Consider the following 25,519-nt stretch of genomic DNA (forward strand, 5'->3'; position numbering starts at 1 on the left):
GTCCGGCCCGGAGTATAATAAACAATGAGTCAGGAGGATGAACTGAAGGCCTTCTGCCGGTTGAGAGGCGCAGCCCTTGCCGGGATCGCCGACCTGACGCCCGCATCTGCGGTGTATGCGTCCGGGTCTGCTCCCATGGCAAATCAGGAAGGGTATATCGTGATTGATGAGCTCTCACTTTATTGGACCGACCCTGCGGCTCATTGAACGCAAAAGGAAGGGTTGGTCTCTCAGAAGAATTCAGAATACGGGGAGGAGAAGATGACGAAATTCAGTTGCAATCTCTGCGGTGCCGTATGGCAGAAGGAAGGCAAGACAAACTGCTGGAGCGCCGATCCTGCCGAGGCTCCTGCCAAGCCGGCCCATTGCCCTTCGAGAACGCATATGGAGAAGATCAACGAAAGCTTCGATATCTATAAGGGCAATGGCGTGGATGCGAAGATCGCGCGCGTCGCCACCCGCGTCGAAGGCCTCTGCTACGAGCCCGTCCCCGGCAGCAATGCAGTCCATGCCCGCTGGACCCGCGTTGAGGACACGATCGCCTTTGCCAAACTGATGGGGTATCGGAAGATAGGGATCGCCACCTGCATCGGCCTGCTGGATGAGACGAACCGTCTCTCCCTTATCCTGAAGGCTCAGGGGTTCGAGCCGCTCTCTGTCTGCTGCAAAAGCGGCAGCAAAGACAAGCTCGATCTCGGCGTTGAAGAGAAGGACAAGGTGCGGCCCGGGACCTTCGAGCCGGCGTGCAATCCGATCGCCCAGGCGAGGCTCTTGAATGAAGAGGGGACAGACATGAACATCATCGTCGGCCTCTGTGTCGGCCACGACATGCTCTTCAGCAAACACTCTGCCGCTCCGGTCACGACTCTCGTCGTCAAAGACAGGGTGACAGGCCACAACCCGGCGAGCGTGCTCTACGGCCAGAACTTCTACTACCGCCGACTCCAGACCGAACAGGTTGAGACTACCCACAGAAAGAGACGCGCTTAGTTTGATACGTCTCTCAAATCGAGGTGACAACCATGTGCAGGAACATCAAGACGCTCTTCAACTTCGACCCGCCCGTGACGGATGATGAGGTGCGCGCAGCCTCACTGCAATTCGTGAAGAAAATCAGTGGTCTCAGCAGGCCATCGAAAATCAATGAAGCCGCGTTCCTTGCGGCTGTTGATGAGGTAGCAAAAGTATCGAGAGATCTTCTCGCCTCGCTCGAGACGAATGCGCCTCCGAGGAACCGCGAGGAAGAGGCTGCCAAGGCGCGGGCACGCGCTGCCCGGCGGCTCCGGATATAGCGGGACGTGCTTCAAACTCTGTGTCGCCCCGGAAGTATCGCGGTTCTGAATCGTTTGAGGAGCGCCGATAGCCGCTAAATGCAGAGAAGGTAGTTATACAACGACGGGTGTTTTATGGGGTCAAGTTCTTCCTTGAAATGAATTCCGACGAAATAGATATCCTTAATCTGTCTGACGAAACAGGTATTCCCTGATACCGAAACGGTTGCCATCGAACCTTCAAGGGAAACGAAATAGATATCGATCGAAAAGGAGACGCCCTCCTCTATCGGGTTATCGGCATACACCCCCATTCCCGACAGAGAAATATCGGCTATCATCGTCTGAACCGGTTGAACGTCTCTCTTTCCTTTCGGCTTGAGTGTGGCGGTACCCGTTAAGGCAACTCTCCGGTGCCTCCGTTTCTCATGGGCGAGTCCGGAGGCATTGTCATCTTCCCGCACAATTCCGTAGAAATTGGGCGACGGCGGAGTGCCCCTCTTCTCCCGTGAGACTTCTACTTCGCGGTGTTCAGGCTTTTCCCTGCGGTTGTGCGCCACGAGCGACTTTACCACTTCCCATCCGATCTTATTCATTTCAGCCAGCTTCGTGATTTCCTCGATAGCTGTCCTGTTATCGTATGGATCGGGACGGTAAGGTCTCGGAGAGATCAGGGCATCGTACACATCGCATATTACTATTATCTCGACCGCGAGGTCCGTAAGCCGTATACCGCGCGGCACCCCTGAGCCGTCCCTCCTCTCATGATGATCCCTCGCGATGATCGCCGCAAGGTTTCTTGGATCTTTCTGGAAGTAGCTGAGGAGAACATAGCCAGCGACAGAATGGTGATCCATCATGCGCCTCTCGGTCCTCGTGAGCGGGGTGACTTTCTTCAAGACATGCATCGGTACACAGATCTTGCCGATATCGTGAGTGGGCCCGGTTGAAGCTTCATACATCCACCCGAGGGAATCGGGCAGCAGATCCCTGGCGATCAAGGTTGAGAGAGCGAAGACCATGAGAACGTGACAATAGGTGTGGTAATCGTCCTTCTTGAAATAACCGAGTGAGTCTAAGACGGGCGTGACAAGGCGAACCTTCTCAAGCATGCCCATGACCGATTCGATCTTCTCTCGGCCGGAAAAAATAAAATCATACGGGGGCCTCTCCATCTGATGGAGCAAGTCCTTTTTTACGCTCCCGTATTTGAACAGCGGATGGGTTCGATAGGACGTCGCTTTGCTGGAAGATATCAAATCATCCAGGGTCTCCATGGAAAGGATGGCACCGGCAGGCAGCAACAGCCGCTTATCACCCGTGTGAACAGGGTACTGAAGCCTCAGGGTATCCATTGAGCGTCTCTCTTCTTACGCCGCATATCGCACTGCGTGTCACGTCGTCATATAGGCGGAAGATTCCTTCATGCCGAATCTCCAATCGGGCAGGCCTTTCAAGGAAGAGACATCATGACGACAAATGCGATTGTTCGGCCCCCCGACACTTGAAAAATAATAGCAACCTGAAATTGATTAGTCAAGGGACGAAAATGCAGAGAACGAGATCGCCCTCCTTCCTTTTCTTTTTGTACACGAGCAAGAACTGATATGATTTTGCTGCTTCTCTGTGAAAGGGTGAACCTGTTTCGGAAAGTCATGCCCCTGAAATCTGATATAATGGGGCTGCGGGCGACAATAATCACTTCTTTTCTTTAGCCTTGCGGGGAGAGCATCCCGCGCAGGAGAGGAGGAATACCATGAAAAGATCTGCTCTGATTCTCATCGCAGCCTTTCTTCTGACATTCCGGGCCGTGACAGTGCACGGAGCGACAGTAAGCCTCACGAACAATCACAATAACTTCGGTACGGGAGATCCTGTCGTGACTACTATCGAGGTGACCCATTCCGGTAGTCCGGTCGCGGTAGACGCCTATCTGGTTCTCGTGTTTCCTGACCAGACACTGGTATTTTTCGAATACACGAACGGCTTGGTACCCCATGCGGCCACCGCTGATCCCTCGACGTGGACGAGGCTCGCATCAAACGTTACCCTCACGAATGGGTTTGACACGGGTCCCGTTCCTATTTTCACCTATATGGTGACCGGGAACGAGCAGCCGGGAATTTATCAGTGGATATTTGCCGTCGCAACCGCCGGAACTCTGAACGCGCTCGACGAAAAGACCGTATCTTTCTTCGTTGGTCACCGTCCGGTCGGACCCCTGTTGGGGACCTGGAATGTTACAACGTCGATTCCGTCCTTAGGGGCATCAGGGACGGGGTCGTTTCAGATTTTTGACAGCTCTCCGGGCATATTGTCTTTTTCCGCGAACGGTTTTAGCGCGGGGTATACGTCATCCTTCAGCGCGACGGGGGTCCTGACCCCGCAGGGCGGAATCTCCTTTACTATGACCGGAGATATCTTCGGCACGCAGGCGCAGGGGAGCGGCTTTGTGGATCCGAACGGCAATATCAGCGGTACGATAGACGTGACGGTGGTCGGACCTTTTATTCAGGCGATAACCGGTATCGGTGGCACCCTGTCAGACGGTGTTGTCAATACTTCTGAGATTGTGCACTACACCGATGGAACAAGCGGCGTGGAATATCTGACGGCGGTACACCAATAGGAGGAGACGCAGAGTTAATGAGAACTGTACGCGCCCGGCCTTCCGACAGCCCCTGCCGTTACATTCCGGGCAGGTCGCTCAGCCGCTCCTTCTTTCTGTAGACGGTCCCCTGAAAGAGGGAAATGACATCGCCTTTCTCGTCCTGCACCTTGATGAGGTACGTCGCGAGCTTCGGATTTATCGAGACTTCCTCGGCTTCCGCGAATATTACGCCGCTTCTCACCGCCTTGAAAAAAGACACGCTCGCGTTGATAGCGACCGCGAGCGTTCCATGAGAGTTTGAAGCGACGGCAAAGACGGTGTCCGCGAGGGCAAACGTAGCACCGCCATGTAGGATCCCCGCGCTATTGAGATGGTGAGAGGCGATCTCCATCTTTGCGCGCGCCCTCCCTTCCGAGTACTCGACTACCTCTATACCGAGATGTCGCGCAAGCAGATCATTCGCGATAAACTTTTCTATATCCTTCATCCTCTGTGGCCTCCCCGGCATGCTGCTCGCGGATTCGAAACGATCCGCTCCCGACAGAAGTTTAAATCATTCGGGCCTGAGATGTGAAGATGACGGTCCACCGCCCGCCGCGGCCAAACCCGAGATCCCCGATTGTACGGCACGTTGTCATATCCTCCATAGGACATTGGAAGTCTCGAAGAAAATAGCCTCCGCGACTTTCAATCCTTTATAATCTCCTAAGAAGACTCCTGCTTTGCCTTAGATTGATTCAGAGAAAAATTCGAGGTGAACGATGGTCATCAGGAATGAGGACGTCAGGGAATTGGTCGCGGAGATTCCGGAAGGACACAACCATATGCGCGTTACGATAGTCCTTCAGGACGGAACGGAATTTATCCTCCAGGAGGCTACGACGGCGAATTTGGTGAGGGCCTATGTCACGGTCAAGACGCATCCGTTGAAGAACCGGGTAAGGCTCCGGAATTCCCGCCTGCCCGAGAGAAAAGAGGGATACGCCGAATGGCAACTCCTCGAGTCGGATTCATGAACAGCCGCTCTGTCATCATCCTGCTCGGGCCGACCTGCGTCGGGAAGACAGGCGCATCGATCCTCCTCGCCCGGTCCCTCGATACCGAGATAATCAGCGCCGACTCGATGCAGGTCTACCGCCACATGGACATCGGCACGGCCAAGCCTGACCGCCGGGAAAGGGCGCTCGTCCGGCACCACATGATAGATATCGTCGAGCCTTCGGAATCTTTCAGCGCGGGCAGGTATGTCGAGGCGGTCAAGGGGATCATAGACAGCCTTCATGTCAAAAAAAGGATTCCCGTCGTAGTCGGCGGCACCGGTCTCTACATAAAGGCGATGACCCGGGGTATCTTCGGGGGGCCCTCTGCGGACTGGAATCTCCGGGAGGAGCTCCTTTCCCGGGAAGAAAAGAAGAGAGGCTCCCTCTACGCTCATCTTAAGGAAATCGACCCAGCCGCGGCATCGAAAATCATGCCCTCGGATATGAGGAGAATCATCAGGGCCCTGGAGGTCTGTCTCACGGCGCGGGCGAAGATCTCGGAGATCCGGGAAAAAGGCACGATGCCGCTTCCCTATGACTTCATCAAGGTAGGGTTAACGCGGGAAAGGGGAGAGCTCTATGGCCTGATTGAAGAGAGGGTGGATGCGATGCTCGGCCGGGGGCTCGTCGGGGAGGTGAGAAACCTCCTCGCGATGAACCCAGGAAAGACCGCTTTGCAGGCGATAGGGTACAAGGAGATAGGCGCGTATCTCCGCGGTGAATATTCCCTCGATGAAACTGTCGGCCTCATCAAGAAGAGGACGAGGAATTACGCAAAGCGCCAGGTTACCTGGTTCAGGACTGAAGAGGGCATCAGGTGGATCGACGTGACCGGGCTTTCGACCTCGGAAGAGATCTTCCGGGCTATTGCAATATTGCTGAAAATACTTTAACGTAAAGAGAAAAGCGGTATGCCCGACGATGCACCCGGGGTGCCGGGAAGGAGATGACTATGCCGAATAACCTGCAGGACAATTACCTGAATCAGCTCAGGAAGGATAAGACTCCTGTGGTCGTCTATCTCACGAACGGGGTAAGGCTGAAGGGTGTCATCAGGGGATTCGACAGTTTCGTCATCGTGCTGAAAGAGACGACGCAGCAATTAATCTATAAACATGCCATTTCTACGATCGTGCCGGAGAAAGACGTTGACCTGCGGTTTGAAGAGGCCGGTGGCTGACCCTTCCCCATGGCCCGGGAAAACCCCCTTCCGACCGTCGACATCATCATAGAGTTGGATGGCGGCGTTCTTCTGATACGAAGGAAAAATCCTCCCCTCGGCTGGGCGCTCCCCGGCGGTTTTGTCGATTGTGGCGAAAGCCTCGAGGCAGCTGCCCTGCGGGAAGCGAAGGAAGAGACGGGTCTGGATATAGAACTCCTCCGTCAGTTCCATACCTACTCCGACCCGGAGAGGGACAGGAGGCACCATACGATTACTACGGTATACATCGCGAAGGCCGGTGGGAAGCCCCGGGCCGGTGATGACGCGGTCGAGGCGAGGGTCTTCAGGCGGGACAGCCTGCCTGATCCGATAGTCTTTGACCACAGGAAGATACTCGAAGATTATTACCTGAGGAGGTATTAGATGCTCAAGGCGATGCGTAAACACGCAAAATTTTTCTACGTACTCTTCTTTATCGTGATCCTTTCCTTCATCTTCTGGGGCGTCGGAACAGTCGATAAATCTACGAGCGTTCCCGTAGCCTCCGTGGAAAAAGAGAAGATCAGTCTCGAGGATTACTGGAAGGCCTACGACCAGACGAGGCAGATGTACCGTGAACTCCTCAAGGAGAAGTTCACCGAGGAGACGGAAAAACAGATGAACCTGAAACAGAGGGTCCTCGATTCCCTCATCGACGAGAAGGTGCTTCTCCTCGCCGCAAAAAAGGAAGGCATCAAGGTGAGAGATGCGGAGTTGCAGGACGCCATCATGAACGACCCGCTCTTCATGCGGGACGGCAGATTCAACAGAGACATCTATGAAAGGACGCTCCAGCTGAACAGGATGACCCCCGAAATCTACGAGCCGATGAAGCGGAGGGAATTGCTCCTCACGAAGATGCGGCGTCTCATCGGAGAATCCGTGGACGTGACTGACCTAGACACGAAACAGGCGCCCCCGGCCGCCCAGCAGTCGCTTGTCTTTGAAATGAGGGAAAATGCGGTGCGGTCTTACATCGACGGCATGAAGAAGCAGATGAAGATCACGGTGAATCAGCAGCTCATCAGTTAAGGTCTGCCGCCTTCAGCGATGAAGGAGGTCCGAGGAAAGGCGTCTCACCCTAAGGCCTCCCGTACCCTCATAACGAGAGCCGGGACCTCTCCGTTCCCCACGGTTCTCGGGTCGATGATGAGCGAGCCCTCTTTGATCCTCGCGATGACGGGAGGCTCGCCGTTTCGCAGCCTCTCTTCCATTTCATGAACCGGGATATGTTCGGACCTGAGCGAGACCACGTAGGTCTTGAACCCCTTTTCCGGTAAAGAGCCCCCGCCTGCCTGGGATGAATCTTCAAGGATATCTATGACCGCGCCTCTGATCGTCCGCCTGAGGAGTGCGGCGATCTTCTTCGCCCTCCCCTTTATCTCCTCGGGGTCTTCGAGGATCATCTTCAGCGTCGGTATGTACTCTCGCGCGCGCTCCTCATCGGTATACTCCATGAGGGTAGCCTCAAGTGCGGCAAGGGTGAGTTTATCGATCCTCACCGCTCTCGTGAGGGGATTCCTCTGTATCCGTTCGATGAGCTCCCGCCTGCCGACGATCACCCCGGACTGAGGCCCGCCGAGGAGTTTGTCTCCGCTGAAGGTGACGAGATCCGCCCCGCTCTTCACGATCTCCTGGACCGTTGGTTCCGAATGTATCCCGTGGGGTCTGAGGTCTATGAGACAACCGCTGCCAAGGTCATACATGACGGGCAGTCCGCGGCCGCGGCCGAAGGCGACGAGCCTCTCTATCGGTACGTCCTCCGTAAATCCGATGATCCGGTAATTCGACTGATGGACCTTGAGGACGAGGGCCGTAGCGTCCGTCACCGTCTTCTCGTAGTCGTGGAGATGGGTCTTATTCGTCGTTCCGACTTCTCTCAGCATCGCCCCGCTCGATGCCATCACATCGGGGATCCTGAAAGAACCTCCTATCTCGACTAATTCGCCGCGGGAGACGATCACCTCTCTCCCCCTGGCAAGGGTGCTCAGACAGAGGAGGACCGCTGCGGCGTTGTTGTTCACGGCAAAGCCGTCTTCGGCGCCGGTAATCTCCCTCAGGAGTCTCCTGATGTGGGCGTATCGCTTGCCCCTCCTCCCGGCCGCGAGATCGTATTCGAGGTTCGAATAGCCGACAGCCACGTTCTTTACATGTTCCATGACCCGATCGGAGAGAACGGACCGGCCGAGGTTCGTATGGATGACTATTCCCGTCGCATTGATGACGGATCTGAGGCTGTACGCGGTCAGGCTTTTCACCTTCGTCTCGATGTCCGGCACCATGCCTTGAAGGGAAGTCTCCGCGGTCAGGCCTTCGAGGATCTCCCTCCTCCTCAGGTCGAGCACCTCCCTGATCGCCTGAAGTACATACCTTCGCGGATGGGTTTCCAGCCACTCCGCCCCGGACGGGCTCCTGAGGACCTCGTCAACAGAGGGGAGATTTGCCAAGAGCTCCTGCCTACCGGTCATGCCTCTTCGCTCCTACGCCGGGGTTCCCTCATTGAGGATATATTTCACGCTCGCCTTGAGGTCGCTGCGAAGGGAATTATAAACGGAGCAGTATTTCTCCTGAGAGAGGGCGATCGCCCTTTCGACATTCTTCGGCTTGATATTTTCCCCCGATATATGGAGGATCATCTCGACCGCCTTGAAGTACTGGGGCGGCGTCGGGTTTCTCTCGCCCATGATCTCGATCTTGAAATTGGTGATCGTCGCCTTCATCTTCTGGAGGAACATCACCATGTCGATGCCCATGCACCCTGCGAGACTGAGGAGGAGGCTCTCTGTCGGAGCGCACCCCCACTGGATCTCGGCATCGAAATCGATCTCGTACCCCCTCTGCGTCCTGCCCTGAAAGATGAGCTCCCTTTCCCACGTCAGGGTCCCCTTCGTTATCGGCGCCACCTTCTCCTTATACCCTGTCAATGATTCCTTCAGCTCGTCCTTTTCCTTTTCCAAATCCTCGCCTCCCGAAAAAGCATTCTCGTTGTGAAAATCTTATACCAACTCCATCGAAAGTGCAAACCCTCCTCGCCTTGCACCGTTTTCCTCCGTGCGGGTTTCACCGATCGCTTCAATTTTATCTCTCCCCGTGTCTCCCGGTCAATGAGACCTTGATAGACTCTTCGGTTTCGCATACAATACCTCATGCGTTACGTGATACTCGGCACCGCAGGACACATCGATCATGGAAAGAGCTCCCTCGTGAAGGCGCTCACCGGCATCGACCCTGACCGCCTGAAAGAGGAAAAGGAGCGGGGGATCACGATCGACCTCGGATTTGCCGACCTCACCTACCCCGACGGCCTTACCGTCGGGATCGTTGACGTGCCCGGACACGAGAGACTGGTGAGGAACATGCTTGCCGGCGCAGGAGGAATCGACCTCGTGCTCCTCGTCATCGCCGCCGACGAAGGGATCATGCCCCAGAGCCGTGAACACCTCGCCATCTGCAACCTCCTGAAAATCAAATCGGGTCTCATCGCGATCACGAAGGCGGACCTAGTGGAAAAGGACTGGCTCGACCTCGTTGCCGACGAGGTGAGGGATTTTGTGAAGGGCACATTCCTTGACGGAGCGGAGGTCATCCCGGTATCATCGAGAACCGGTATTAACCTCGACCTCCTCAGGGAGAGGATCCATCATGCCGCCCTCACCGTAGAGCCGAAACCGGTGAAAGAGATCTCCCGGCTTCCGATAGACAGGGTCTTCACGATGAAGGGTTTCGGTACGGTCGTGACAGGGACCCTCTTTTCGGGGACCCTTTCCGTTGACGAACCGGTTGAGATACTCCCCTCGGGCCTGACGAGCAAGGTGAGGGGTCTTCATAGCCACGGGAAAGCGATGACGAGCGTTTACGCGGGCCAGCGTGTGGCGATAAACCTCCAGGGCGTAGACAAGGACGCCTTAAAGCGCGGAGACGTTGTCGTCACCCCGAAAAAAGTCAGCCCGACGAGGCTTATCGACGCGCGCATCGAGCTCCTACCGGATTCCCCGGCGGTGAAGAGCAAGGGTCTTGTCCACCTCCATATGGCGACGTCCGAAACGATCGCGCGGGTGGTCCTCTACGACCAGGAGGAGCTGAAACCGGGGGACTCCTCTTACTGCCAGCTCCGCCTCGACGAGCCGGTCGTCACTTTTTCGGGCGACAGGTTTGTTGTCCGGCGTTTTTCCCCGGTCATTACCATAGGAGGCGGAACGGTACTCGATCCTTCCCCGGCAAGGAGAAGAAGGAAGGAAGGGACGGAGGACCTTGAAGTCATCGAGCGCGGGTCCCTCGCCGATAAGATAGCGATGAAGGTAAAGAAGTCGGGGCTCAAGGGTGCCGATGCCGCGACGATCATCGGCTGGATAAAGGCGGAGATACCCGCCATCGAGGGTGCGATAAGCCTCCTGAAAAAGGAGTCGGTACTCGTGAAGCTCGACAGCAAGCTCTTCCATCGCATCATCTATAATGCCCTCTCGGAGAAGATCACCGGCGCACTCTCGGAGTTCCATAAGGCAAATCCCCTCAGTCCCGGGATGCCGAAGGAGGAGCTGCGGGCCCAGGCGAGGGTGAACCAGGATATCTGGAGCAGTCTGCTCGCCTCTCTCGAGACAATAGCCCTCGATAAGGATGTCGTGCGTCTCAGGAACTTCAGGGTTGCATCTTCCGATGCCGATGTCTCATCTCAGAAAGTTCTCAGGATTCTCGAAAAGGACCGTTTCCAGCCATCGGACAAGGAGGAACTGGCAGCGGCCCTTTCCCTTTCCCCGAAGGTGGTTGCCGACGTCCTGAAATTGCTGAGCACGGAAGGAAAACTCGTAAGGATCCATGACTCACTCTATCTCCCGGCGACGCTCTATGCAGAGATGCTCTCGCTGCTCAAGGCATTCTTTTCGAAACAGCCGACGATGACGATCGCGGAATTCAGAGACATCCTCGGCACCACGCGAAAGTACGCCCTGCCTTTCCTTGAATACCTGGACTCTCACAAGATTACTCTCCGGGTGGGGGACGTGAGAAAGCTTCTCCTGAAGTAGGGTGAGATGGTGGGCAGTCGCAGAATCGAACTGCGGACACGAGGCTTTTCAGGCCTCTGCTCTACCGACTGAGCTAACTGCCCGTGCAGATAACTATAATATCTGAGACCCTTCATTGTCAATTCACGCGGGGAGCGGAGCTTGAAATTACCTGGAGTTTGTTTTATCATTCCTTCGTTCCTCATGTTCCTTTTTCCCGTTTCCGACGTTCCTTCTCGCCTTCACGCCGCGCGGAGGGACGGGGTTTGAAGTTCGAGGTGATATGAAAAGGAAGATAGAGCTCTCTGCGCCGGCTGCGCTTTCGGGTCTGCTGCTCATATTCAGTTTTCCCACTTTCGACCTCTACCCCCTCGCCTGGATAGCGCTCGTACCGCTCCTCGTCTCCCTCTGGAATAAGAAACCGTTCGAGGCCTTTGCCTGCGGGGTCGTCACCGGCATCATCTCCTTCTTCGGAACCCTCTATTGGATTTATCACTCCATTACCTATTATGGCTCCGTCCCCCTCCCCGCAAGCCTCAGCATCGTCTTTCTCCTGAGCCTTTACCTCAGCCTATACCCCGGCCTTTTCGCCCTTCTCTTCTCCGTGAAGGTGCGGTCCACAAAGCTCCCGGCCCTCGTGCTTGCACCGGTCTTCTGGGTCTGTCTTGAGTTCATCCGGTCTTATGCCTTTACCGGTTTCCCCTGGTCGAGTATCGGATACTCACAGTATACGTTCCTCTACGGGATCCAGTTTGCGGATATCACGGGGATATACGGGGTTTCTTTCCTCGTCGTTGCGGTGAACGGGGCGATCGCAGACATCTTCCTGTCGCGGAAGCGGATGCAGGAAATGCCCCTCTTCCCTGCGAGACAGGCCCTCGTCAGTTCGGTCATCATATTTGTTGTCATCCTCTCGGTGTTTTCCTATGGTTCCTGGAGAATGCATGAACATCATCCGGGCAGCCTGATTCGGGTCGGTATCGTCCAGGGAAATATCGACCAGAGCATGAAATGGGATCCCGCGTATCAGAACGAGGTAATCGACATCTATAAGAAGCTCTCGAGAGAGGCCGCCGCCTCTTCGCCATCCTTACTCATCTGGCCTGAAACAGCACTTCCCTTCTTCTTTGGCGAAGAGCCCCGTTCTCATGACCTCGTTGTCTTCCAGCGTCAATTGGACACGTACCTCCTCTTCGGAAGCGTCATGGTGAAGGCCCCCCCGTCGGAAAAAGGCCCGCCCCTCTTGACGAACAGTGCCATACTCCTCGACAAGAATGGAACTGTATCGTATATTTATGATAAAATACATTTGGTCCCCTTTGGAGAGTATGTACCTCTGAGGGGCGTTCTTTTTTTCCTGAACAAGCTCGTTGCCGGGATCGGAGATTATGTCCCGGGGGACAGTCTCATAAAGGCTCATACGGTCTTCGGCTCCTTCGGCACGTTTATCTGTTATGAGATAATATTTCCGGGACTCATCAGGAAGTTCTACGCGCGGTCCGGTGATTTTATCGTCACGATCACGAACGACGCCTGGTTCGGAAGGACGGCAGGCCCGTATCAGCACTTCAGCATGGCTGTGTTCAGGGCGATCGAGAACCGAAAGCCGGTTGTGAGGGCTGCGAACACGGGGGTCTCGGGTTTTATCGACAGCAAGGGCAGGATATTGAAGACCTCAGCCGTCTTCACGCGGCAAATTGAAACGATGGATATACGGACAGACGGCACGAGGAGTTTTTATTCGCGGTATGGGGATATCTTTTCCTATCTCTGTATCGTGTCGGCACTAATTTTCTTAATTCTGCTCTAAAGGGAGGGCTTATGTTGCGCATCGATGAGTTGAAACAGGATATTGTAGGGCTCAGGACGAAGACGGAAGCACTCCGAGGTTATCTTTGATGTAGCCGGCCTTAAGAATGAAATTGAAGGTCTTCAGGGAGAACTCGCCTCCGAGTCCTCCTGGACCTCTCCGCAGAAGCTCCACGATCTCCAGAAGAAAAAATCGAAGATCGAGGATATCGTCTTACCCTTCGAAGTCCTCGACAACAAACTTTCTTACATAGAGGCATCCCTCGATATTCTCCTCGAGGAGGAGGGTGAGGTATTCCTTCAGGAGATCGAGCGCGACATAAAGGCGATCTCTCTATCCATAGAGGAGATAGAAATGAGACATCTCCTCTCGGAGGAGTTGGACAGGAACAACGCCATCATCGCCATTCACCCCGGCGCCGGCGGGACAGAGAGTCAGGACTGGGCGCAGATGCTCATGAGGATGTATCTCCGCTGGGCGGAACGGCACGGGTTTGAAACACAGGTAGTCGATACGCAGCCGGGAGAAGAGGCGGGGATAAAGAGCGCAACGATTACGGTGTCGGGCCCTTATGCCTACGGGTATTTGAAGGCCGAGGCCGGGGTTCACCGGCTCGTGAGGATATCCCCTTTTGATGCCAACAAGAGGAGGCACACTTCTTTCTCCGCCATTTTCGTTTATCCCGAGATTGAAGAGGACGTAGACGTCGAAGTTCAGGATGACGATATAAGGATCGATACTTATAGAGCGTCGGGAGCCGGCGGACAGCATGTGAACAAGACTTCATCGGCGATCAGGATAACCCATATCCCGACGGGAATCGTCGTTACGTGTCAGAATGAGAGGTCACAACACAAGAATAAGGCCATGGCCTTCAAAATACTCAAGGCTAAATTGTATGATCTCCGTGTTAGGGACCAGGAAAAAAAGATAGAGGGGATCGTCGGGGATAAGAGGGATATCGCCTGGGGGAGTCAGATACGTTCCTACACGCTGCAGCCGTATCGCCTTGTGAAAGATCACAGGACCGGCGTAGAGGTGGGTAATGTAGATGCTGTTCTTGACGGGGATATCGACATTTTCATAGATGCCTATCTGAGAGAAAAGAGCAAGGTCGCATAGGCCTCTTTCTTCTATATTATATTCTTTTATATAGGTGTAGTAGAAAGGACTGTTGGCAAGTTAGCATGGCGGGGGCAACGGTATGGACAGACCCTTTTACGGCCTTTTTCCCTGTTGGTATTTTGTAAGATTCTGTTAGGGGTGTTGAGAAATTTTCCGCGCCTCATCATGGCCGGGAAATCCCTGACATTCCGCTGTCGCTCACTAACAATTTTCTTGCCATGGCTGTGTGAATAAGGTATAGTATAAGGCCCGCGAAAAGGAAGTTATTAACACGTGTTAGTAATTTGTTAGTAAGAATCCAAGACTATTAGAGAAATCACCGTAACGGCTGGCATATGCCTTTAGAAGAAATCTGGAACAACTGCCTTTCCTTCATCGAAAAGAAGATCGGTGCAAACGTCTTTGAGCTCTGGTTCAAGCCGATGAAACTCGCTCAACTCAAGGAACAGACCGCGGTGCTCGAGATCCCGAACAGATTTTTCAAGGAGTGGATAGAGGATTACTACCCGTTACTTGTCAGCGAAGCGCTCGAGAGTGTGGCAGGCCATCCGGTGACGGTGAAGTTCAGGATAGCCGAAAAGGTCGATGCCGAAATCAAGAAGATGGACGCCCGACTCGAAGGCCGGAAGCAGAGGCTCGCGAGTAAGGGCATCTATCTCAACCCGAAGTACACCTTCGAAAATTTTATTACCGGTGCCAGCAACCAGTTTGCCCACGCAGCTGCGATGGCTATCGCCGAATCGCCCGGCACTTCCTATAATCCCCTTTTCGTTTATGGGGGGGTCGGCCTCGGCAAAACCCACCTCATTACGGCCATCGGTAACAGAATTGCGGACAGGAGGCGAGATTTTAACATTCTCTATGTCTCTTCGGAACAGTTCACGAACGAGGTCGTCGCCGCGGTGAGACACGGGAAGGCCGATGAACTCAAGGGAAAATACCGAAACCTCGACCTCCTGCTCATCGATGACATTCAGTTTATCGAGAACAAGAACGCGACGCAGGAGGAACTGTTCCACACGATTAACGCTCTCTATGAGAAGCAAAGGCAGATAGTGCTGTCAAGCGACAGGCCCCCGAAGGAGATAAAGGCGATAACCGACAGATTGCGCTCGCGGTTCGGTATGGGCCTCATCGCCGACATACAGCCGCCGGAAGTTGAACTGAGGATGGCGATTATCCAGAAGAAGGCCGAGACGGAGCGGATACAACTCGCGGAGAACGTGATAACTTTTCTCGCCGGAAAGATAAAGTCCAACATCAGGGAACTGGAAGGCTGCCTGATCCGGCTCGGTGCCCATGCCTCGCTGACGGGTTCTCCCATCGATGTTGCTATGGCACGGACGGTGCTCAGGGACATCATAATCGAAGACGAGCGGCCGGTCACCGTGGAACAGATACAGAAGGTCGTCGCCGAATGCTTCGGGATCAAGTGCCAGGAAATGAAGTCGAAGAAGAGGACGAAGGAGATAGCGATACCGCGGCAGGTGGCGATGTATATCAGCAAACAGTGTACCGACGCTTCGCTCAGCGACATCGGAAAGAACTTCGGCGGTAAGGACCACGCAACCGTCATCTATTCGTGCAAGCAGATAGAGGAGCGAAGGGGACAGGACGAAGACTTCAACCGCTTGATTGAAAGCCTAATCAACAAGATAAAGTCATAAGGAGGCTCTTACATGAAACTGAGTATTTCGAGGGATGAACTCCAGGATAAACTGTCCGATATCCAGAACATTGTGGAGAAGAGAAATACGATGCCTATTCTCGGACATTTTCTTCTCGACGCCGGGAAAAAGGGCACCTCTATCGTGGCCACGGACCTTCAGGTGGCGATACGAGAGCCGCTCAGCGCAACGGTCCATGCCGAGGGTAAGATCTGCATGCCGGCCAGAAAGCTCTTCGAGATCGTGAAAGAGGCCGACGGGGACGTTACCATAGAGTCTGAGGATGAACAGTGGGCCAAGATCCTCTACGGAAAATCGAGGTTCAGACTCGCCTGCCTTGCCTCAGGAGAATTTCCGGCGTGGCCGGGCATGGAGAGCACGGAGGAGATACGATTCGATACGGCATCCCTTGACGAGATGATTGAAAAGACCCTCTATTCTGCCGGCGAGACCGATACACGGTACACGCTCAACGGTCTCCTGTTTCACATAAAGGCGGGGGAAAAGGCCGTGACGGTCGTGGGTACCGACGGCCATAGGCTCGCCCTGATAACAAAGGATCTCGACAAAGCGGTAAAAGAAGAGAAGAAGGTAATCCTGCCGAGAAAGGCAGCCGCTGAGGTGAGGAAATTTTTCGGAGATGCAGAGAGCGTTTCCGCGGTCTTCGGAAAGAACCATATCCTTTTCAGCGTGGGAGAAGTCCGTTTTCTCGCGAGACTCATCGAGGGCAGCTATCCGGACTACGAAAAAGTGGTACCCCGTTCGAATGAAAAGATAATAAACGTGGACAGGGAACTCTTCCTGAAGGCGCTGAGGAGGGTTTCGGTAATATCAAAGGAGCGGAGCAGCGCGATCAGAATGGATCTTGCCGACGGCTCTCTCACCGTATCGTCTTCGAATCCAGACCTGGGCGAGGCAAAGGACGAGGTCGAAATCTCCTATAACGGTGACCCACTTTCCCTCGGCTTCAACGCCCGGTATCTCATGGACAGTCTGAACGTGATGGCGACGGCGGGCGTTGTTTTTGCGATTCAGGACCCTCTCAGCCCGACGCTCCTGAAGGAAGACGGTAATGATGCATACCGCTGCGTCATCATGCCTATGAGAATATAAGGCCCTTCGGTAAGAATAGAGAAGAGGAGACATGGAAGATAAAGAGAGAGACGAGACGTACGGCGCAGAAGATATAAAGATACTGAAGGGTCTCAGTGCCGTGAGGAAACGGCCGGCCATGTATATCGGCTCGACGGGACCGGAAGGCCTGCAGCACCTCGTATACGAGGCGGTGGACAACAGCGTCGACGAGGCCCTCGCCGGGTTTGCGAAGAACATCGATGTGGTGCTCCATCACGACGGCAGTTGCACGGTCATAGACGACGGCAGGGGCATCCCGACCGCCCCGCACCCCGGAGACCCTGAAGGGAGATCGGCCGCGGAGGTCGTCCTCACGGAGCTCCACGCGGGCGGCAAATTCGAATCGAAGGCATACAAGATATCGGGCGGACTGCACGGGGTTGGCATCTCGGTCGTCAATGCCCTTTCGGAGTGGCTCGAAGTCGAGATAAAACAGAACGGTCAGGTCTTTCAGCAGAGGTTCGAGCGGGGAGCCCCGACAATGCCGCTGACCGTTGTCGGAAAGACGAAAGGGCGAGGCACGAAGGTCACCTTTAAGCCTGACCCTGAAATATTCGAAGAGACGACGGACTTCAGTTACGACGTGCTTTCCCAGAGGCTGAGGGAACTCGCCTTTCTCAACAGCGGACTGAAGATCACGGTCCTTGACGAAAGGGCTGATAAGAAGCAGGAGTTTCTCTATAGGGGCGGCATCGTCTCCTTTGTCGAACATCTCAACAAGAACAAGACCCCGCTCCATCCCAAGCCGATATACATTTCAGGCGAGAAGGACGGCATCCTCGCGGAGGTCGCCCTCCAGTATAACGACAGCTATGCGGAGACGATATTCACCTTTGCCAACAATATCAACACGAAAGAGGGCGGCACTCATCTCATCGGGTTCAAGTCCGCGCTCACGAGGACGGCAAACAATTACGCCTCCTCTGCCGGGATAATCAAGAACGGTAAAGACAGCCTTTCCGGCGATGATATCAGGGAGGGGCTGACCGCTGTCATCAGCGTGAAACTGTCTAACCCCCAGTTTGAGGGCCAGACAAAGATGAAGCTCGGCAACAGTGAGGTGAAGGGCATTGTTGAGTCTATCGTCAATGACACCCTCTCGACCTATTTTGAGGAAAATCCCTCGACGGTGAAGAAGATAATCGAAAAGGCGATACAGGCTGCCCGCGCAAGAGAGGCCGCCCGGAAGGCGAGAGAGCTTACGAGGAGAAAAGGCGCCCTTGAGGACACCGGCCTGCCGGGGAAGCTCGCGGACTGCTCTGAAAAGGACCCTGCGTTGAGTGAATTGTTCATCGTCGAGGGAGACTCTGCCGGTGGTTCGGCCAAGCAGGGCCGAGAGAGGAGGAGCCAGGCGATACTTCCCCTGAGGGGGAAGATCCTCAACGTTGAGAAGGCGAGGTTCGACAAGATGCTCGGCTCGGAAGAGATACGGATCCTCATCACCGCCCTCGGCACGGGGATCGGTGCCGACGACTTCGATATCGCGAAGATCAGATACCATAAGGTCATCCTCATGACCGACGCAGATGTGGACGGAGCGCACATCAGGACGCTCCTGCTCACCTTCTTCTACCGGCAGATGCCGCAGGTGATCGAAAACGGCTATCTCTACATAGCCCAGCCCCCGCTCTTCAAGGTGAAGAAGGGAAGGACCGAGAAATACATCCAGAACGAAGCGGAGATGCAGAACATGCTCCTCGAGCTCGCTGCCGAGGATTTAACGATACCGGTGAAGGGACAGGACCTGAAGGGCAAGGCGCTCATCCCCTTTCTGAAGCGTCTCACGAGTTACGAGAAGCTGATAGAGTGGTTCGAGAGGAGACGTAGGGATACCGGCGTACTCAGGCTCCTGCTCGATGAAGGGCTCAACAAGGCGATCCTGAAAGAGAGGAAGGGACTTGCAGGGCTGCTCGAAAAAATCCGGGTGAAGTTTCCCGATCTTCATTTAGGTGAATTCACCGAGGACGAGGAGCATGAGGGCTTCCGCGTCGAGTTGAAAAGGGGGAATTATAAGCTCCTGCTCGACACGAACCTCCTCTTATCACCCGAGTTCAGGGAACTCGAAACGCTCCACGGGTATATCAGGGAGATGGGGAAGACTCCCTACCGGATAGTCACGAAAGAGGGACCGAAGGAGATGGCTTCGACAGCAGAACTCCACGGTTACGTTTTTGAGGTCGCCCGCAAGGGGCTTTCCATTCAGAGGTATAAGGGGCTCGGGGAGATGAACCCCCAGCAGTTGTGGGAGACGACAATGGATCACGACAAGAGGACCCTTCTCCAGGTGAGTATCGAAGACAGCGTCCAGGCCGACGAGATGTTCACCATCCTCATGGGCGACCAGGTCGAACCGCGGAAAGATTTCATCGTCAAACATGCCCTCGAGGCGAGGAATATAGATATTTAGAATAGATATTATAGAGAGAGAAGCGAGGGAATTCGATGGCAAAGGCACTGATAAACATAGAAGAAGAGATGAAGGTGAGCTACCTCGATTACGCGATGAGCGTAATCATCGGAAGGGCGCTTCCCGAGGTCCGTGACGGGCTCAAGCCTGTCCAGAGAAGGATCCTCTACGCCATGTTCCGCGAGGGACTTCTCCCCAACAGGAAGTATTCAAAGAGCGCCGGTGTCGTGGGCGAGGTCTTGAAGAAGTACCATCCGCACGGTGATTCCGCGGTCTATGACGCGATGGTAAGGCTTGCGCAGGACTTCAATATGCGCCACATGCTCGTGGACGGGCAGGGGAACTTCGGATCCATAGACGGCGATCCTGCTGCTGCCTACCGGTATACCGAGGCGCGGCTCGCAAAAATCGCTGAAGAGCTGCTTGCCGACATAGACAAAGAGACCGTCGACTTTATCCCCAACTTCGATGAGACGACGGAAGAGCCGAAGGTGCTTCCATCGAGGATACCTAATCTCATCATCAACGGTGCTGCCGGCATCGCAGTCGGCATGGCAACGAATATCCCGCCGCACAACCTCGGTGAGGTCGTCGACGGCCTCGTGATGCTGCTCGGAAATCCGGATACGACCGCTGAGGAACTTATGACCGCGATAAAGGGTCCCGATTTTCCGACGGGGGGCATCATACACGGTACCGCTGGAATAAGAGATGCCTACGCGAACGGCAGAGGGCTCATCAAGGTGAGGGCAAAGGCGAGGATCGAGCGTGAACACAGGGGCGGAGAAAACATCATCATCTCGGAACTCCCCTATCAGGTGAACAAGGCGCGGCTCATCGAAAAGATCGCGGAGCTTGTGAGGGAAAAGAAGATAGAGGGCATATCCGACATACGCGATGAGTCGGACAGGGACGGCATCAGGGTAGTCCTCGAACTGAAACGAGGCGAGATGGCAGAGGTTATTCTCAACAACCTCTACAAACATACCCAGATGGAGACGACCTTCGGCATCATCATGCTCTCCCTCGTGAACGGGCAGCCCAACGTCCTCAGCCTGAAGAAGATGCTCAGTTACTTCCTCCAGCACAGGCGCGACGTGGTCCTCAAGAGGACTCGGTTTGAACTGAGGAAGGCAGAGGAAAGAGCCCATATCCTCGAAGGCCTGAAGATAGCCCTTGACCATCTCGACGCGATCATCGCTCTCATAAGGGCGTCAAAGAGCCCTGAAGAGGCGAAAGTGGGATTGATGTCCAATTATCCGCTCTCGGAAATACAGGCCCAGGCCATCCTCGATATGAAACTCCAGAGGCTCACCGGGCTCGAGCGTGAAAAGATTCTCGCAGAATACAGAGAGACCCTTAAGGAGATTGAGAGGCTGCGGTCGATCCTCGGGAGCGAAGCCCTCGTTTCGAAGATTATCAAGGACGAGCTTCTCGAGGTGAAGGCGAAGTACGGGGATGAACGGCGGACAGAGATAACGGAGGAGACGAAGGAGATAACCATCGAGGACCTCATAACGGAAGAGGAGATGGTCATCACCTTCTCCCATCAGGGGTATATCAAGAGAAACCCCCTGAGCGCCTACCGCAGCCAGAGGCGCGGGGGCAAGGGTCTTATGGGTATGGAGACGAAGGAGGAGGACTTTGTCGAGCAGCTCTTCATCGGCTCGACGCACGACTATATGCTCTTCTTCAGCAACCTCGGAAGGCTTTATTGGCTGAAGGTTTATCAGATCCCCGAAGCAGGGCGAGCCGCGAAGGGAAAGGCCCTCATCAACCTCCTTTCCCTTTCGGAGGGCGAGCGCATTGCGACCGCGTTGCCGGTGCGTGATTTCAAAGAGGGCTATCTCGTTACGTTCACGAAGAACGGCATCGTAAAGAAGACACTGCTCGATGAATACAGCAATCCGAGAGGCAAGGGGATTATCGCCGTAACGCTCGAGGAGGGCGATGAACTCATTACGGTAAGAAAGACAGACGGCAAGAGCGATTGTATCATCGGAACGAGGCAGGGTCTCGCGATCAGATTCAATGAGGAAGATGTCAGGCCGATGGGCAGGGCGGCTAAGGGTGTCATCGGCATACGGCTCCAAAAAGGGGACGAGGTCGTTTCGGCAGAGGTGGTGGAGGCGAATACATCCCTCCTTACCGCCACGGAGAAGGGGATCGGCAAGCGGACCCCGTTAGAGGAATATCCCGTGCAGGGGCGGGGAGGGAGAGGCGTTATTTCGATTAAACTGACGGAAAAGGGCGGGAAAGGTGTCGGCCTCATGCAGGTGAGAGACGAAGATGAGGTGGTCATGATAGCCAACACCGGCAAGCTCATCAGGACCGTCGCGGGGAACATATCCGTCCACGGCAGAAATACCCAGGGAGTCAAACTCATGGATGTGGAGGCCGAGGACAGGATCGTCAGCATCGGGAGAGTAGCAGAAAGAGACTGAGTCGTTCACGGACAACGCATTATCTTTTCCGTAGAAGGGGGTACGACAGAGATATGAAGAATAACCTTATCCGGTTCCTCACGGCGTCCGCTCTGGCGGCCATGATCTTCGTCGCGTGCGGTTGTGCCGGGGGAAAGGCTCTCAGGACACAACCGATTCAGGATGATGGTGAGATTGCAGGTCTCTTTACCCTCACCCTTTACAGCGACATGCAATATGCGAGCCTCAGGACCCTGGCCTTTCTCGGCCTGGAAGGATCGGGATATTCCCTATCGCCCTATGTGCCGTCTTTTGACTTAAACGTGCTGAATAATGTCCCTGGTCAGGAAGCCCTCCGGGAGGCGCTTGCTTTTATCAGTAGTAAGAACCCGAATTACGAAAACCCCGCAATCAGCAGGATCCTCGATCCAACGGGAAAGGTCATAGGATACGAGGTCAGGCCGCTCTATAATCCCGTTGCTTATGGTCTCAGCAATGTTCTCTCGACCGGATATTTTCTCTTGCCCAGTGGGACCGTACGGATCATAATCAATCTTAACGAGGAAGTGAAAAACCAATTCGAAGACTCGGCCGGCCGATAACGTAAAGGCGGGAGCATAATCACTTCTACGGCGGACTTCGTCAGAGGGTGCAGGGCGGGTCGCTTCAGTAAAGCAAGAATCTAGAGCTTCTTGTTCACACCTAAGACCTTTCTCACTGCATAGGTCAATTCATCCTCGTTCGGCGGTTTGTTAATGAACGCGGCTGCGCCGAGGTCCAGACATCGCTGACGGATGGCTTTCTGGATGTGTGCGGTAATCACGATGACAGGAATACCTGATTTGAGCTCACGGAGACCCTCGAGGATTTTCAGACCGTCTAAATCGGGTATCACGAGATCAAGGAGAATACAGTCCGGCGTCTCTGTTGTCGCCAGTTGCAACCCCTTAAGGCCGTCTTCGGCTTCCGATACCGTGTACCCTTCCCGTTCCAAAATCTCCCGGATCGACCGGCGCGTATGGAGAGAGTCTTCTATGACCAAGATGGAGGACATAGCATGCCCGTTTACGAAAACCACGGGAAGCTTCTTATAACTTTCCCTTCGTAGTCGGCAGGCCCTTGAAAGCAGGGTCGAGGGAGACGGCCTCGCGCAATGCCTTTCCGAAGGCCTTAAAGATCGCCTCCAGGATGTGATGGAGATCTCTTCCATGGGTGACGATGACATGAAGGTTCATCATCGCATGGTTCGACAAAGACCTGAAGAAATCTTCGAAGAGGGAGACTTCGAGTCCCCTCAACGAACCACGGGGCTGTTTTGCCTTATAGACCATAAAGGGCCGCCCACTGAGATCGATAACGACCTGCGCGAGGCTCTCGTCCATCGGAATTGTCGCATTTCCGTATCGCCTGATTCCCCCTTTGTCACCGAGGGCCTTTTTCAATGCCTCTCCGAAGACGATACCGAGGTCCTCCATGAGATGGTGATAGTCGATCTCGATATCACCCGTTGCCCTGACATCGAGGTCTATCCTGCTGTGGAAGGAAAGCAGGCTGAGCATATGATCGAGAAAGGGAATGGACGTGTTTACCCTGTACACTCCTTTTCCGTCCAGGTTCATGCTCAAGGATATATCGGTCTCTTTTGTCTTTCTCTCAACCTTTGCCTTTCTCATGTAGCGCCTCCTTAACCGCTTTCAGAAAAATGGTGTTCTCCGCAGGCGTTCCCACGGTTACCCTGAGACAGCCTTCGATTGCGTTATTGAGATTTCTGACGAGGACCCCGCGGCGCAACAGTCCATGATAGAGGGCCTCGGGATCCCCGGTCCGAAAGAGGATGAAGTTTGCCTCCGACGGAAAGGGGGTGATGGACTTTATCTTTCCCATCTCATTGCTGAGCCGCCTTCTTTCAGAGACTATCGTGTTGATAGAGGAGTTCAGTATCCTGTTATCCTTCAGCGCCTTCGCGCCAATCGCCTGGGAAAGCGCGTTGACATTAAAGGGGAGCCTCACCTTGTTGACCTCTCCGATTATCTCGGCATCGGCTATCAGGAACCCGAGACGCAGCGCCGCGAGGCCTATCTTGCTCAGCGTCCTCATGATGACGAGATTTCTGTAATCCTTTAGCAGCGGCAGAAAGCCTTTCTTCGACGAAAAGGGCTGGTACGCTTCATCGACGACGACGATGCCCTTTGACGCCTCGACGATCTTCAGCATCTTTTCGGCGGAAAAACAGTTCCCCGTCGGATTGTTCGGAGAACTGAGGAATATGAGCTTCGGTTTTTCTCTCCGCACCGCCTTTACCGTTCGTTCCAAATCGATGTCGAATTCCCTGTCGAGGGGTATCGGAAGGGGTTTCTCTCCGAGCGCCCGGGCGATGATGCCGTACATCGAGAATGTCGGAACCGGATAAAGCACGGGTCCTCCGAAGGTCGCGATGAGATAGTAGATGAGTTCGTCCGAGCCGTTCCCCTGAAGAATGGTATCGGGAGATACGCCGAATCTCTTCCCGATGAGCCTTCTCAGTTCCTTTGCCTCAGGATCAGGATAACGGTTGGTCTTAACCTTCTTGAGGATATTCAAGAGGCCCCTGTCAAAGGCATAGGGGCTTTCATTGGCGTCGAGCTTCACCTTACAGGAGATCTCCTTTGCCTCATAGGCGCGGAGCGTGCGGACAGACGGCTTCACGAGCTTCTGTATATTAATTTCTTTCAAGTCTCTCCCGTATCGTGTTCCCGTGGGCTCCCAGCCCCTCGATCTCGGATAACGTCATGACGGGCCTCGCCAGCTTCATGAATCCCTCCCGCGAAAAACTGAGGAGGCTTGAGCGTTTCACGAAATCATACACCCCGAGCGGAGAGGAAAACCGGGCGGTCCCCCCTGTCGGGAGGGTGTGGTTCGGCCCTGCCACGTAATCTCCAAGTGGTTCGGGAGTCCATGGGCCGAGGAATATCGCTCCGGCATTCTTGATTAAGGGGAGGAGGCCGAAGGGCCTGTCCATCATGACCTCCAGGTGCTCCGGTGCGATCTCATTTGCAAGCCTGACGGCCTCACGGATATTCTTTGTGATGATGATCGCGCCGAACCCGGAAATGGATTTTTTCGCTATTGTCTTCCTCTTTAATCTTGTAAGCTGGGCAATGAGCTCTTTCCGGACAGCCTCTGCGAGGGCAGGTGAATCCGTAATCAGGATCGAAGATGCCAGCTCGTCATGCTCCGCCTGGCTCAGAAGGTCGGCTGCCGCGAAGGCCGGATTTGCCGTCTCATCAGCTATGATGAGGACCTCGCTCGGGCCGGCTATCATGTCGATGTCGACCTCTCCGAAGACCATTCTCTTTGCGGTCGCCACGAACACATTGCCGGGCCCAACAATCTTATCGACCCTCCTTATGGTCCCTGTCCCGTAAGCCATCGCTCCGATCGCCTGAGCGCCGCCGATGCGGTAGACCTCAGTCACTCCCGTCATCTTAATCGCGGCCATGACGTACGGATTGACCGTATTCTTCGGCGTCGGGGCACAGAGGACGATTTCCTTCACCCCCGCAACGAGGGCCGGTATGACATTCATGAGCACCGTGGAAGGATATGAAGCCTTGCCGCCGGGGACATAGACACCGACCCTTTCGAGGGGTCTGATTATCTGGCCGAGGATTGTTTCGCCCTCCGAATAGGACCAGGATTCTTCTCTCTGCATTTCATGGAACGCCCGTATCCTCTCGGCCGCTAAAGCCAGGGACCTGACGACCTTTTTGTCGGCCCTGTCGGCATGTTTCGCTATCTCGGCCGGCTTCATCCTTAGGTCTTTTATCTTCAGGGAATCAAATTTTTCGGTG

Annotated in this window: 25 protein-coding genes and 1 tRNA gene; 17 read left to right on the plus strand and 9 right to left on the minus strand. The window is 54.6% G+C overall.

Annotated elements, in window-relative coordinates; all coding sequences use genetic code 11:
• Nucleotides 1-24: 24 nt before the first annotated feature.
• The 3 genes from VEI96_10995 to VEI96_11005 are packed head-to-tail and all read left to right on the plus strand — an operon-like array spanning nucleotide 25 to nucleotide 1,292.
• Nucleotides 25-207, plus strand: a complete 183-nt coding sequence (locus VEI96_10995) for a hypothetical protein (protein HXX58518.1) — start codon at nucleotides 25-27, stop codon at nucleotides 205-207.
• Nucleotides 208-261: 54 nt separating this feature from the next.
• Nucleotides 262-990, plus strand: a complete 729-nt coding sequence (locus VEI96_11000; GenBank protein ID HXX58519.1) for a DUF1847 domain-containing protein — start codon at nucleotides 262-264, stop codon at nucleotides 988-990.
• A 32-nt stretch (nucleotides 991-1,022) separates the two neighbouring features.
• Nucleotides 1,023-1,292 carry a DUF2277 domain-containing protein gene (locus VEI96_11005; GenBank protein ID HXX58520.1) on the plus strand — a complete coding sequence of 90 codons (270 nt, stop codon included), beginning with the start codon at nucleotides 1,023-1,025 and terminating at the stop codon, nucleotides 1,290-1,292.
• A 74-nt stretch (nucleotides 1,293-1,366) separates the two neighbouring features.
• Here the strand turns inward: VEI96_11005 and VEI96_11010 are convergent, their stop codons facing one another.
• Nucleotides 1,367-2,626, minus strand: a complete 1,260-nt coding sequence (locus VEI96_11010) for an HD domain-containing phosphohydrolase (protein HXX58521.1) — start codon at nucleotides 2,624-2,626, stop codon at nucleotides 1,367-1,369.
• A 401-nt stretch (nucleotides 2,627-3,027) separates the two neighbouring features.
• On the opposite strand from VEI96_11010, the gene VEI96_11015 reads away from it, so the two are divergent.
• The gene (locus tag VEI96_11015) at nucleotides 3,028-3,900 is read left to right on the plus strand and encodes a hypothetical protein (protein HXX58522.1); all 873 of its coding nucleotides are present in this window, start codon (nucleotides 3,028-3,030) and stop codon (nucleotides 3,898-3,900) included.
• A 58-nt stretch (nucleotides 3,901-3,958) separates the two neighbouring features.
• Here VEI96_11015 and VEI96_11020 read toward each other — a convergent pair whose 3' ends face one another.
• Nucleotides 3,959-4,369, minus strand: coding sequence for a PaaI family thioesterase (locus tag VEI96_11020; protein ID HXX58523.1), 411 nt, complete (start codon nucleotides 4,367-4,369; stop codon nucleotides 3,959-3,961).
• Between the two features lie 274 nt (nucleotides 4,370-4,643).
• On the opposite strand from VEI96_11020, the gene VEI96_11025 reads away from it, so the two are divergent.
• Genes VEI96_11025 through VEI96_11045 form a run of 5 tightly spaced genes read left to right on the plus strand, consistent with a single transcriptional unit; the run spans nucleotide 4,644 to nucleotide 7,155 of the window.
• A complete protein-coding gene (locus VEI96_11025) occupies nucleotides 4,644-4,898 on the plus strand; it encodes a hypothetical protein (GenBank protein HXX58524.1) in 255 nt (84 codons plus the stop codon).
• Nucleotides 4,871-5,815 carry a tRNA (adenosine(37)-N6)-dimethylallyltransferase MiaA gene (miaA, locus tag VEI96_11030; protein ID HXX58525.1) on the plus strand — a complete coding sequence of 315 codons (945 nt, stop codon included), beginning with the start codon at nucleotides 4,871-4,873 and terminating at the stop codon, nucleotides 5,813-5,815. Before VEI96_11025 ends, miaA begins: the two co-directional genes overlap by 28 nt.
• A gap of 53 nt (nucleotides 5,816-5,868) precedes the next feature.
• A complete protein-coding gene (gene hfq, locus VEI96_11035) occupies nucleotides 5,869-6,102 on the plus strand; it encodes an RNA chaperone Hfq (GenBank protein HXX58526.1) in 234 nt (77 codons plus the stop codon).
• Between the two features lie 9 nt (nucleotides 6,103-6,111).
• Nucleotides 6,112-6,507: an NUDIX hydrolase gene (locus VEI96_11040; protein HXX58527.1), complete on the plus strand. Its 396-nt coding sequence runs from the start codon at nucleotides 6,112-6,114 to the stop codon at nucleotides 6,505-6,507.
• Nucleotides 6,508-7,155, plus strand: a complete 648-nt coding sequence (locus VEI96_11045; protein ID HXX58528.1) for a SurA N-terminal domain-containing protein — start codon at nucleotides 6,508-6,510, stop codon at nucleotides 7,153-7,155.
• A 44-nt stretch (nucleotides 7,156-7,199) separates the two neighbouring features.
• On the opposite strand, the gene selA is transcribed toward VEI96_11045, so the two are convergent.
• Both selA and VEI96_11055 read right to left on the minus strand, forming a co-directional pair.
• Nucleotides 7,200-8,591, minus strand: coding sequence for an L-seryl-tRNA(Sec) selenium transferase (gene selA, locus VEI96_11050; protein HXX58529.1), 1,392 nt, complete (start codon nucleotides 8,589-8,591; stop codon nucleotides 7,200-7,202).
• A gap of 12 nt (nucleotides 8,592-8,603) precedes the next feature.
• Nucleotides 8,604-9,080 carry an OsmC family protein gene (locus VEI96_11055; GenBank protein HXX58530.1) on the minus strand — a complete coding sequence of 159 codons (477 nt, stop codon included), beginning with the start codon at nucleotides 9,078-9,080 and terminating at the stop codon, nucleotides 8,604-8,606.
• Between the two features lie 189 nt (nucleotides 9,081-9,269).
• Between VEI96_11055 and selB the strand changes: the two genes are divergently transcribed.
• Nucleotides 9,270-11,144, plus strand: a complete 1,875-nt coding sequence (gene selB, locus VEI96_11060; GenBank protein ID HXX58531.1) for a selenocysteine-specific translation elongation factor — start codon at nucleotides 9,270-9,272, stop codon at nucleotides 11,142-11,144.
• 7 nt (nucleotides 11,145-11,151) lie between these two features.
• Here the strand turns inward: selB and VEI96_11065 are convergent.
• A tRNA-Phe gene (locus VEI96_11065) sits at nucleotides 11,152-11,227 on the minus strand.
• 179 nt (nucleotides 11,228-11,406) lie between these two features.
• On the opposite strand from VEI96_11065, the gene lnt reads away from it, so the two are divergent.
• The 7 genes from lnt to VEI96_11100 all read left to right on the plus strand — a co-directional run bounded on the left by lnt (nucleotide 11,407) and on the right by VEI96_11100 (nucleotide 22,291).
• Nucleotides 11,407-12,933 carry an apolipoprotein N-acyltransferase gene (lnt, locus tag VEI96_11070; protein ID HXX58532.1) on the plus strand — a complete coding sequence of 509 codons (1,527 nt, stop codon included), beginning with the start codon at nucleotides 11,407-11,409 and terminating at the stop codon, nucleotides 12,931-12,933.
• 11 nt (nucleotides 12,934-12,944) lie between these two features.
• A protein-coding gene (gene prfB / locus VEI96_11075; GenBank protein ID HXX58533.1) for a peptide chain release factor 2 occupies nucleotides 12,945-14,055 on the plus strand; the annotation gives its coding sequence in 2 pieces (ribosomal slippage) (nucleotides 12,945-13,019 and nucleotides 13,021-14,055; 1,110 coding nt in all).
• A 338-nt stretch (nucleotides 14,056-14,393) separates the two neighbouring features.
• A complete protein-coding gene (dnaA, locus tag VEI96_11080; GenBank protein HXX58534.1) occupies nucleotides 14,394-15,725 on the plus strand; it encodes a chromosomal replication initiator protein DnaA in 1,332 nt (443 codons plus the stop codon).
• Nucleotides 15,726-15,737: 12 nt separating this feature from the next.
• Nucleotides 15,738-16,838 (plus strand): DNA polymerase III subunit beta, encoded by a 1,101-nt coding sequence (dnaN, locus tag VEI96_11085; protein HXX58535.1) that lies wholly within the window; start codon nucleotides 15,738-15,740, stop codon nucleotides 16,836-16,838.
• Between the two features lie 31 nt (nucleotides 16,839-16,869).
• Complete coding sequence (gene gyrB, locus VEI96_11090; protein ID HXX58536.1) at nucleotides 16,870-19,266, plus strand: DNA topoisomerase (ATP-hydrolyzing) subunit B; 2,397 nt, start codon at nucleotides 16,870-16,872, stop codon at nucleotides 19,264-19,266.
• A 35-nt stretch (nucleotides 19,267-19,301) separates the two neighbouring features.
• A complete protein-coding gene (gyrA, locus tag VEI96_11095) occupies nucleotides 19,302-21,710 on the plus strand; it encodes a DNA gyrase subunit A (protein ID HXX58537.1) in 2,409 nt (802 codons plus the stop codon).
• 53 nt (nucleotides 21,711-21,763) lie between these two features.
• The gene (locus VEI96_11100; protein HXX58538.1) at nucleotides 21,764-22,291 is read left to right on the plus strand and encodes a hypothetical protein; all 528 of its coding nucleotides are present in this window, start codon (nucleotides 21,764-21,766) and stop codon (nucleotides 22,289-22,291) included.
• Nucleotides 22,292-22,371: 80 nt separating this feature from the next.
• Here the strand turns inward: VEI96_11100 and VEI96_11105 are convergent, their stop codons facing one another.
• The 4 genes from VEI96_11105 to hisD form a co-directional block, all read right to left on the minus strand.
• The gene (locus VEI96_11105; protein ID HXX58539.1) at nucleotides 22,372-22,743 is read right to left on the minus strand and encodes a response regulator; all 372 of its coding nucleotides are present in this window, start codon (nucleotides 22,741-22,743) and stop codon (nucleotides 22,372-22,374) included.
• Nucleotides 22,744-22,777: 34 nt separating this feature from the next.
• Nucleotides 22,778-23,362 carry an imidazoleglycerol-phosphate dehydratase HisB gene (hisB, locus tag VEI96_11110; GenBank protein HXX58540.1) on the minus strand — a complete coding sequence of 195 codons (585 nt, stop codon included), beginning with the start codon at nucleotides 23,360-23,362 and terminating at the stop codon, nucleotides 22,778-22,780.
• A complete protein-coding gene (hisC, locus tag VEI96_11115) occupies nucleotides 23,343-24,401 on the minus strand; it encodes a histidinol-phosphate transaminase (GenBank protein ID HXX58541.1) in 1,059 nt (352 codons plus the stop codon). Before hisC ends, hisB begins: the two co-directional genes overlap by 20 nt.
• Nucleotides 24,388-25,519, minus strand: a 1,132-nt coding sequence (gene hisD, locus VEI96_11120; GenBank protein ID HXX58542.1) for a histidinol dehydrogenase, incomplete at its 5' end; no start/stop codon positions are given. The genes hisD and hisC, both read right to left, overlap by 14 nt.

The organism is Thermodesulfovibrionales bacterium, assembly GCA_035622735.1.
Lineage (GTDB): Bacteria > Nitrospirota > Thermodesulfovibrionia > Thermodesulfovibrionales > UBA9159 > DASPUT01.

Coding starts and splice junctions, on each gene's coding strand:
- VEI96_10995 (HXX58518.1), top strand. CDS start 25: ATGAGTCAGGAGGATGAACTGAAGGCCTTCTGCCGGTTGAGAGGCGCA.
- VEI96_11000 (HXX58519.1), top strand. CDS start 262: ATGACGAAATTCAGTTGCAATCTCTGCGGTGCCGTATGGCAGAAGGAA.
- VEI96_11005 (HXX58520.1), top strand. CDS start 1,023: ATGTGCAGGAACATCAAGACGCTCTTCAACTTCGACCCGCCCGTGACG.
- VEI96_11010 (HXX58521.1), bottom strand. CDS start 2,626: ATGGATACCCTGAGGCTTCAGTACCCTGTTCACACGGGTGATAAGCGG.
- VEI96_11015 (HXX58522.1), top strand. CDS start 3,028: ATGAAAAGATCTGCTCTGATTCTCATCGCAGCCTTTCTTCTGACATTC.
- VEI96_11020 (HXX58523.1), bottom strand. CDS start 4,369: ATGAAGGATATAGAAAAGTTTATCGCGAATGATCTGCTTGCGCGACAT.
- VEI96_11025 (HXX58524.1), top strand. CDS start 4,644: ATGGTCATCAGGAATGAGGACGTCAGGGAATTGGTCGCGGAGATTCCG.
- miaA (HXX58525.1), top strand. CDS start 4,871: ATGGCAACTCCTCGAGTCGGATTCATGAACAGCCGCTCTGTCATCATC.
- hfq (HXX58526.1), top strand. CDS start 5,869: ATGACTATGCCGAATAACCTGCAGGACAATTACCTGAATCAGCTCAGG.
- VEI96_11040 (HXX58527.1), top strand. CDS start 6,112: ATGGCCCGGGAAAACCCCCTTCCGACCGTCGACATCATCATAGAGTTG.
- VEI96_11045 (HXX58528.1), top strand. CDS start 6,508: ATGCTCAAGGCGATGCGTAAACACGCAAAATTTTTCTACGTACTCTTC.
- selA (HXX58529.1), bottom strand. CDS start 8,591: ATGACCGGTAGGCAGGAGCTCTTGGCAAATCTCCCCTCTGTTGACGAG.
- selB (HXX58531.1), top strand. CDS start 9,270: ATGCGTTACGTGATACTCGGCACCGCAGGACACATCGATCATGGAAAG.
- lnt (HXX58532.1), top strand. CDS start 11,407: ATGAAAAGGAAGATAGAGCTCTCTGCGCCGGCTGCGCTTTCGGGTCTG.
- dnaA (HXX58534.1), top strand. CDS start 14,394: ATGCCTTTAGAAGAAATCTGGAACAACTGCCTTTCCTTCATCGAAAAG.
- dnaN (HXX58535.1), top strand. CDS start 15,738: ATGAAACTGAGTATTTCGAGGGATGAACTCCAGGATAAACTGTCCGAT.
- gyrB (HXX58536.1), top strand. CDS start 16,870: ATGGAAGATAAAGAGAGAGACGAGACGTACGGCGCAGAAGATATAAAG.
- gyrA (HXX58537.1), top strand. CDS start 19,302: ATGGCAAAGGCACTGATAAACATAGAAGAAGAGATGAAGGTGAGCTAC.
- VEI96_11100 (HXX58538.1), top strand. CDS start 21,764: ATGAAGAATAACCTTATCCGGTTCCTCACGGCGTCCGCTCTGGCGGCC.
- VEI96_11105 (HXX58539.1), bottom strand. CDS start 22,743: ATGTCCTCCATCTTGGTCATAGAAGACTCTCTCCATACGCGCCGGTCG.
- hisB (HXX58540.1), bottom strand. CDS start 23,362: ATGAGAAAGGCAAAGGTTGAGAGAAAGACAAAAGAGACCGATATATCC.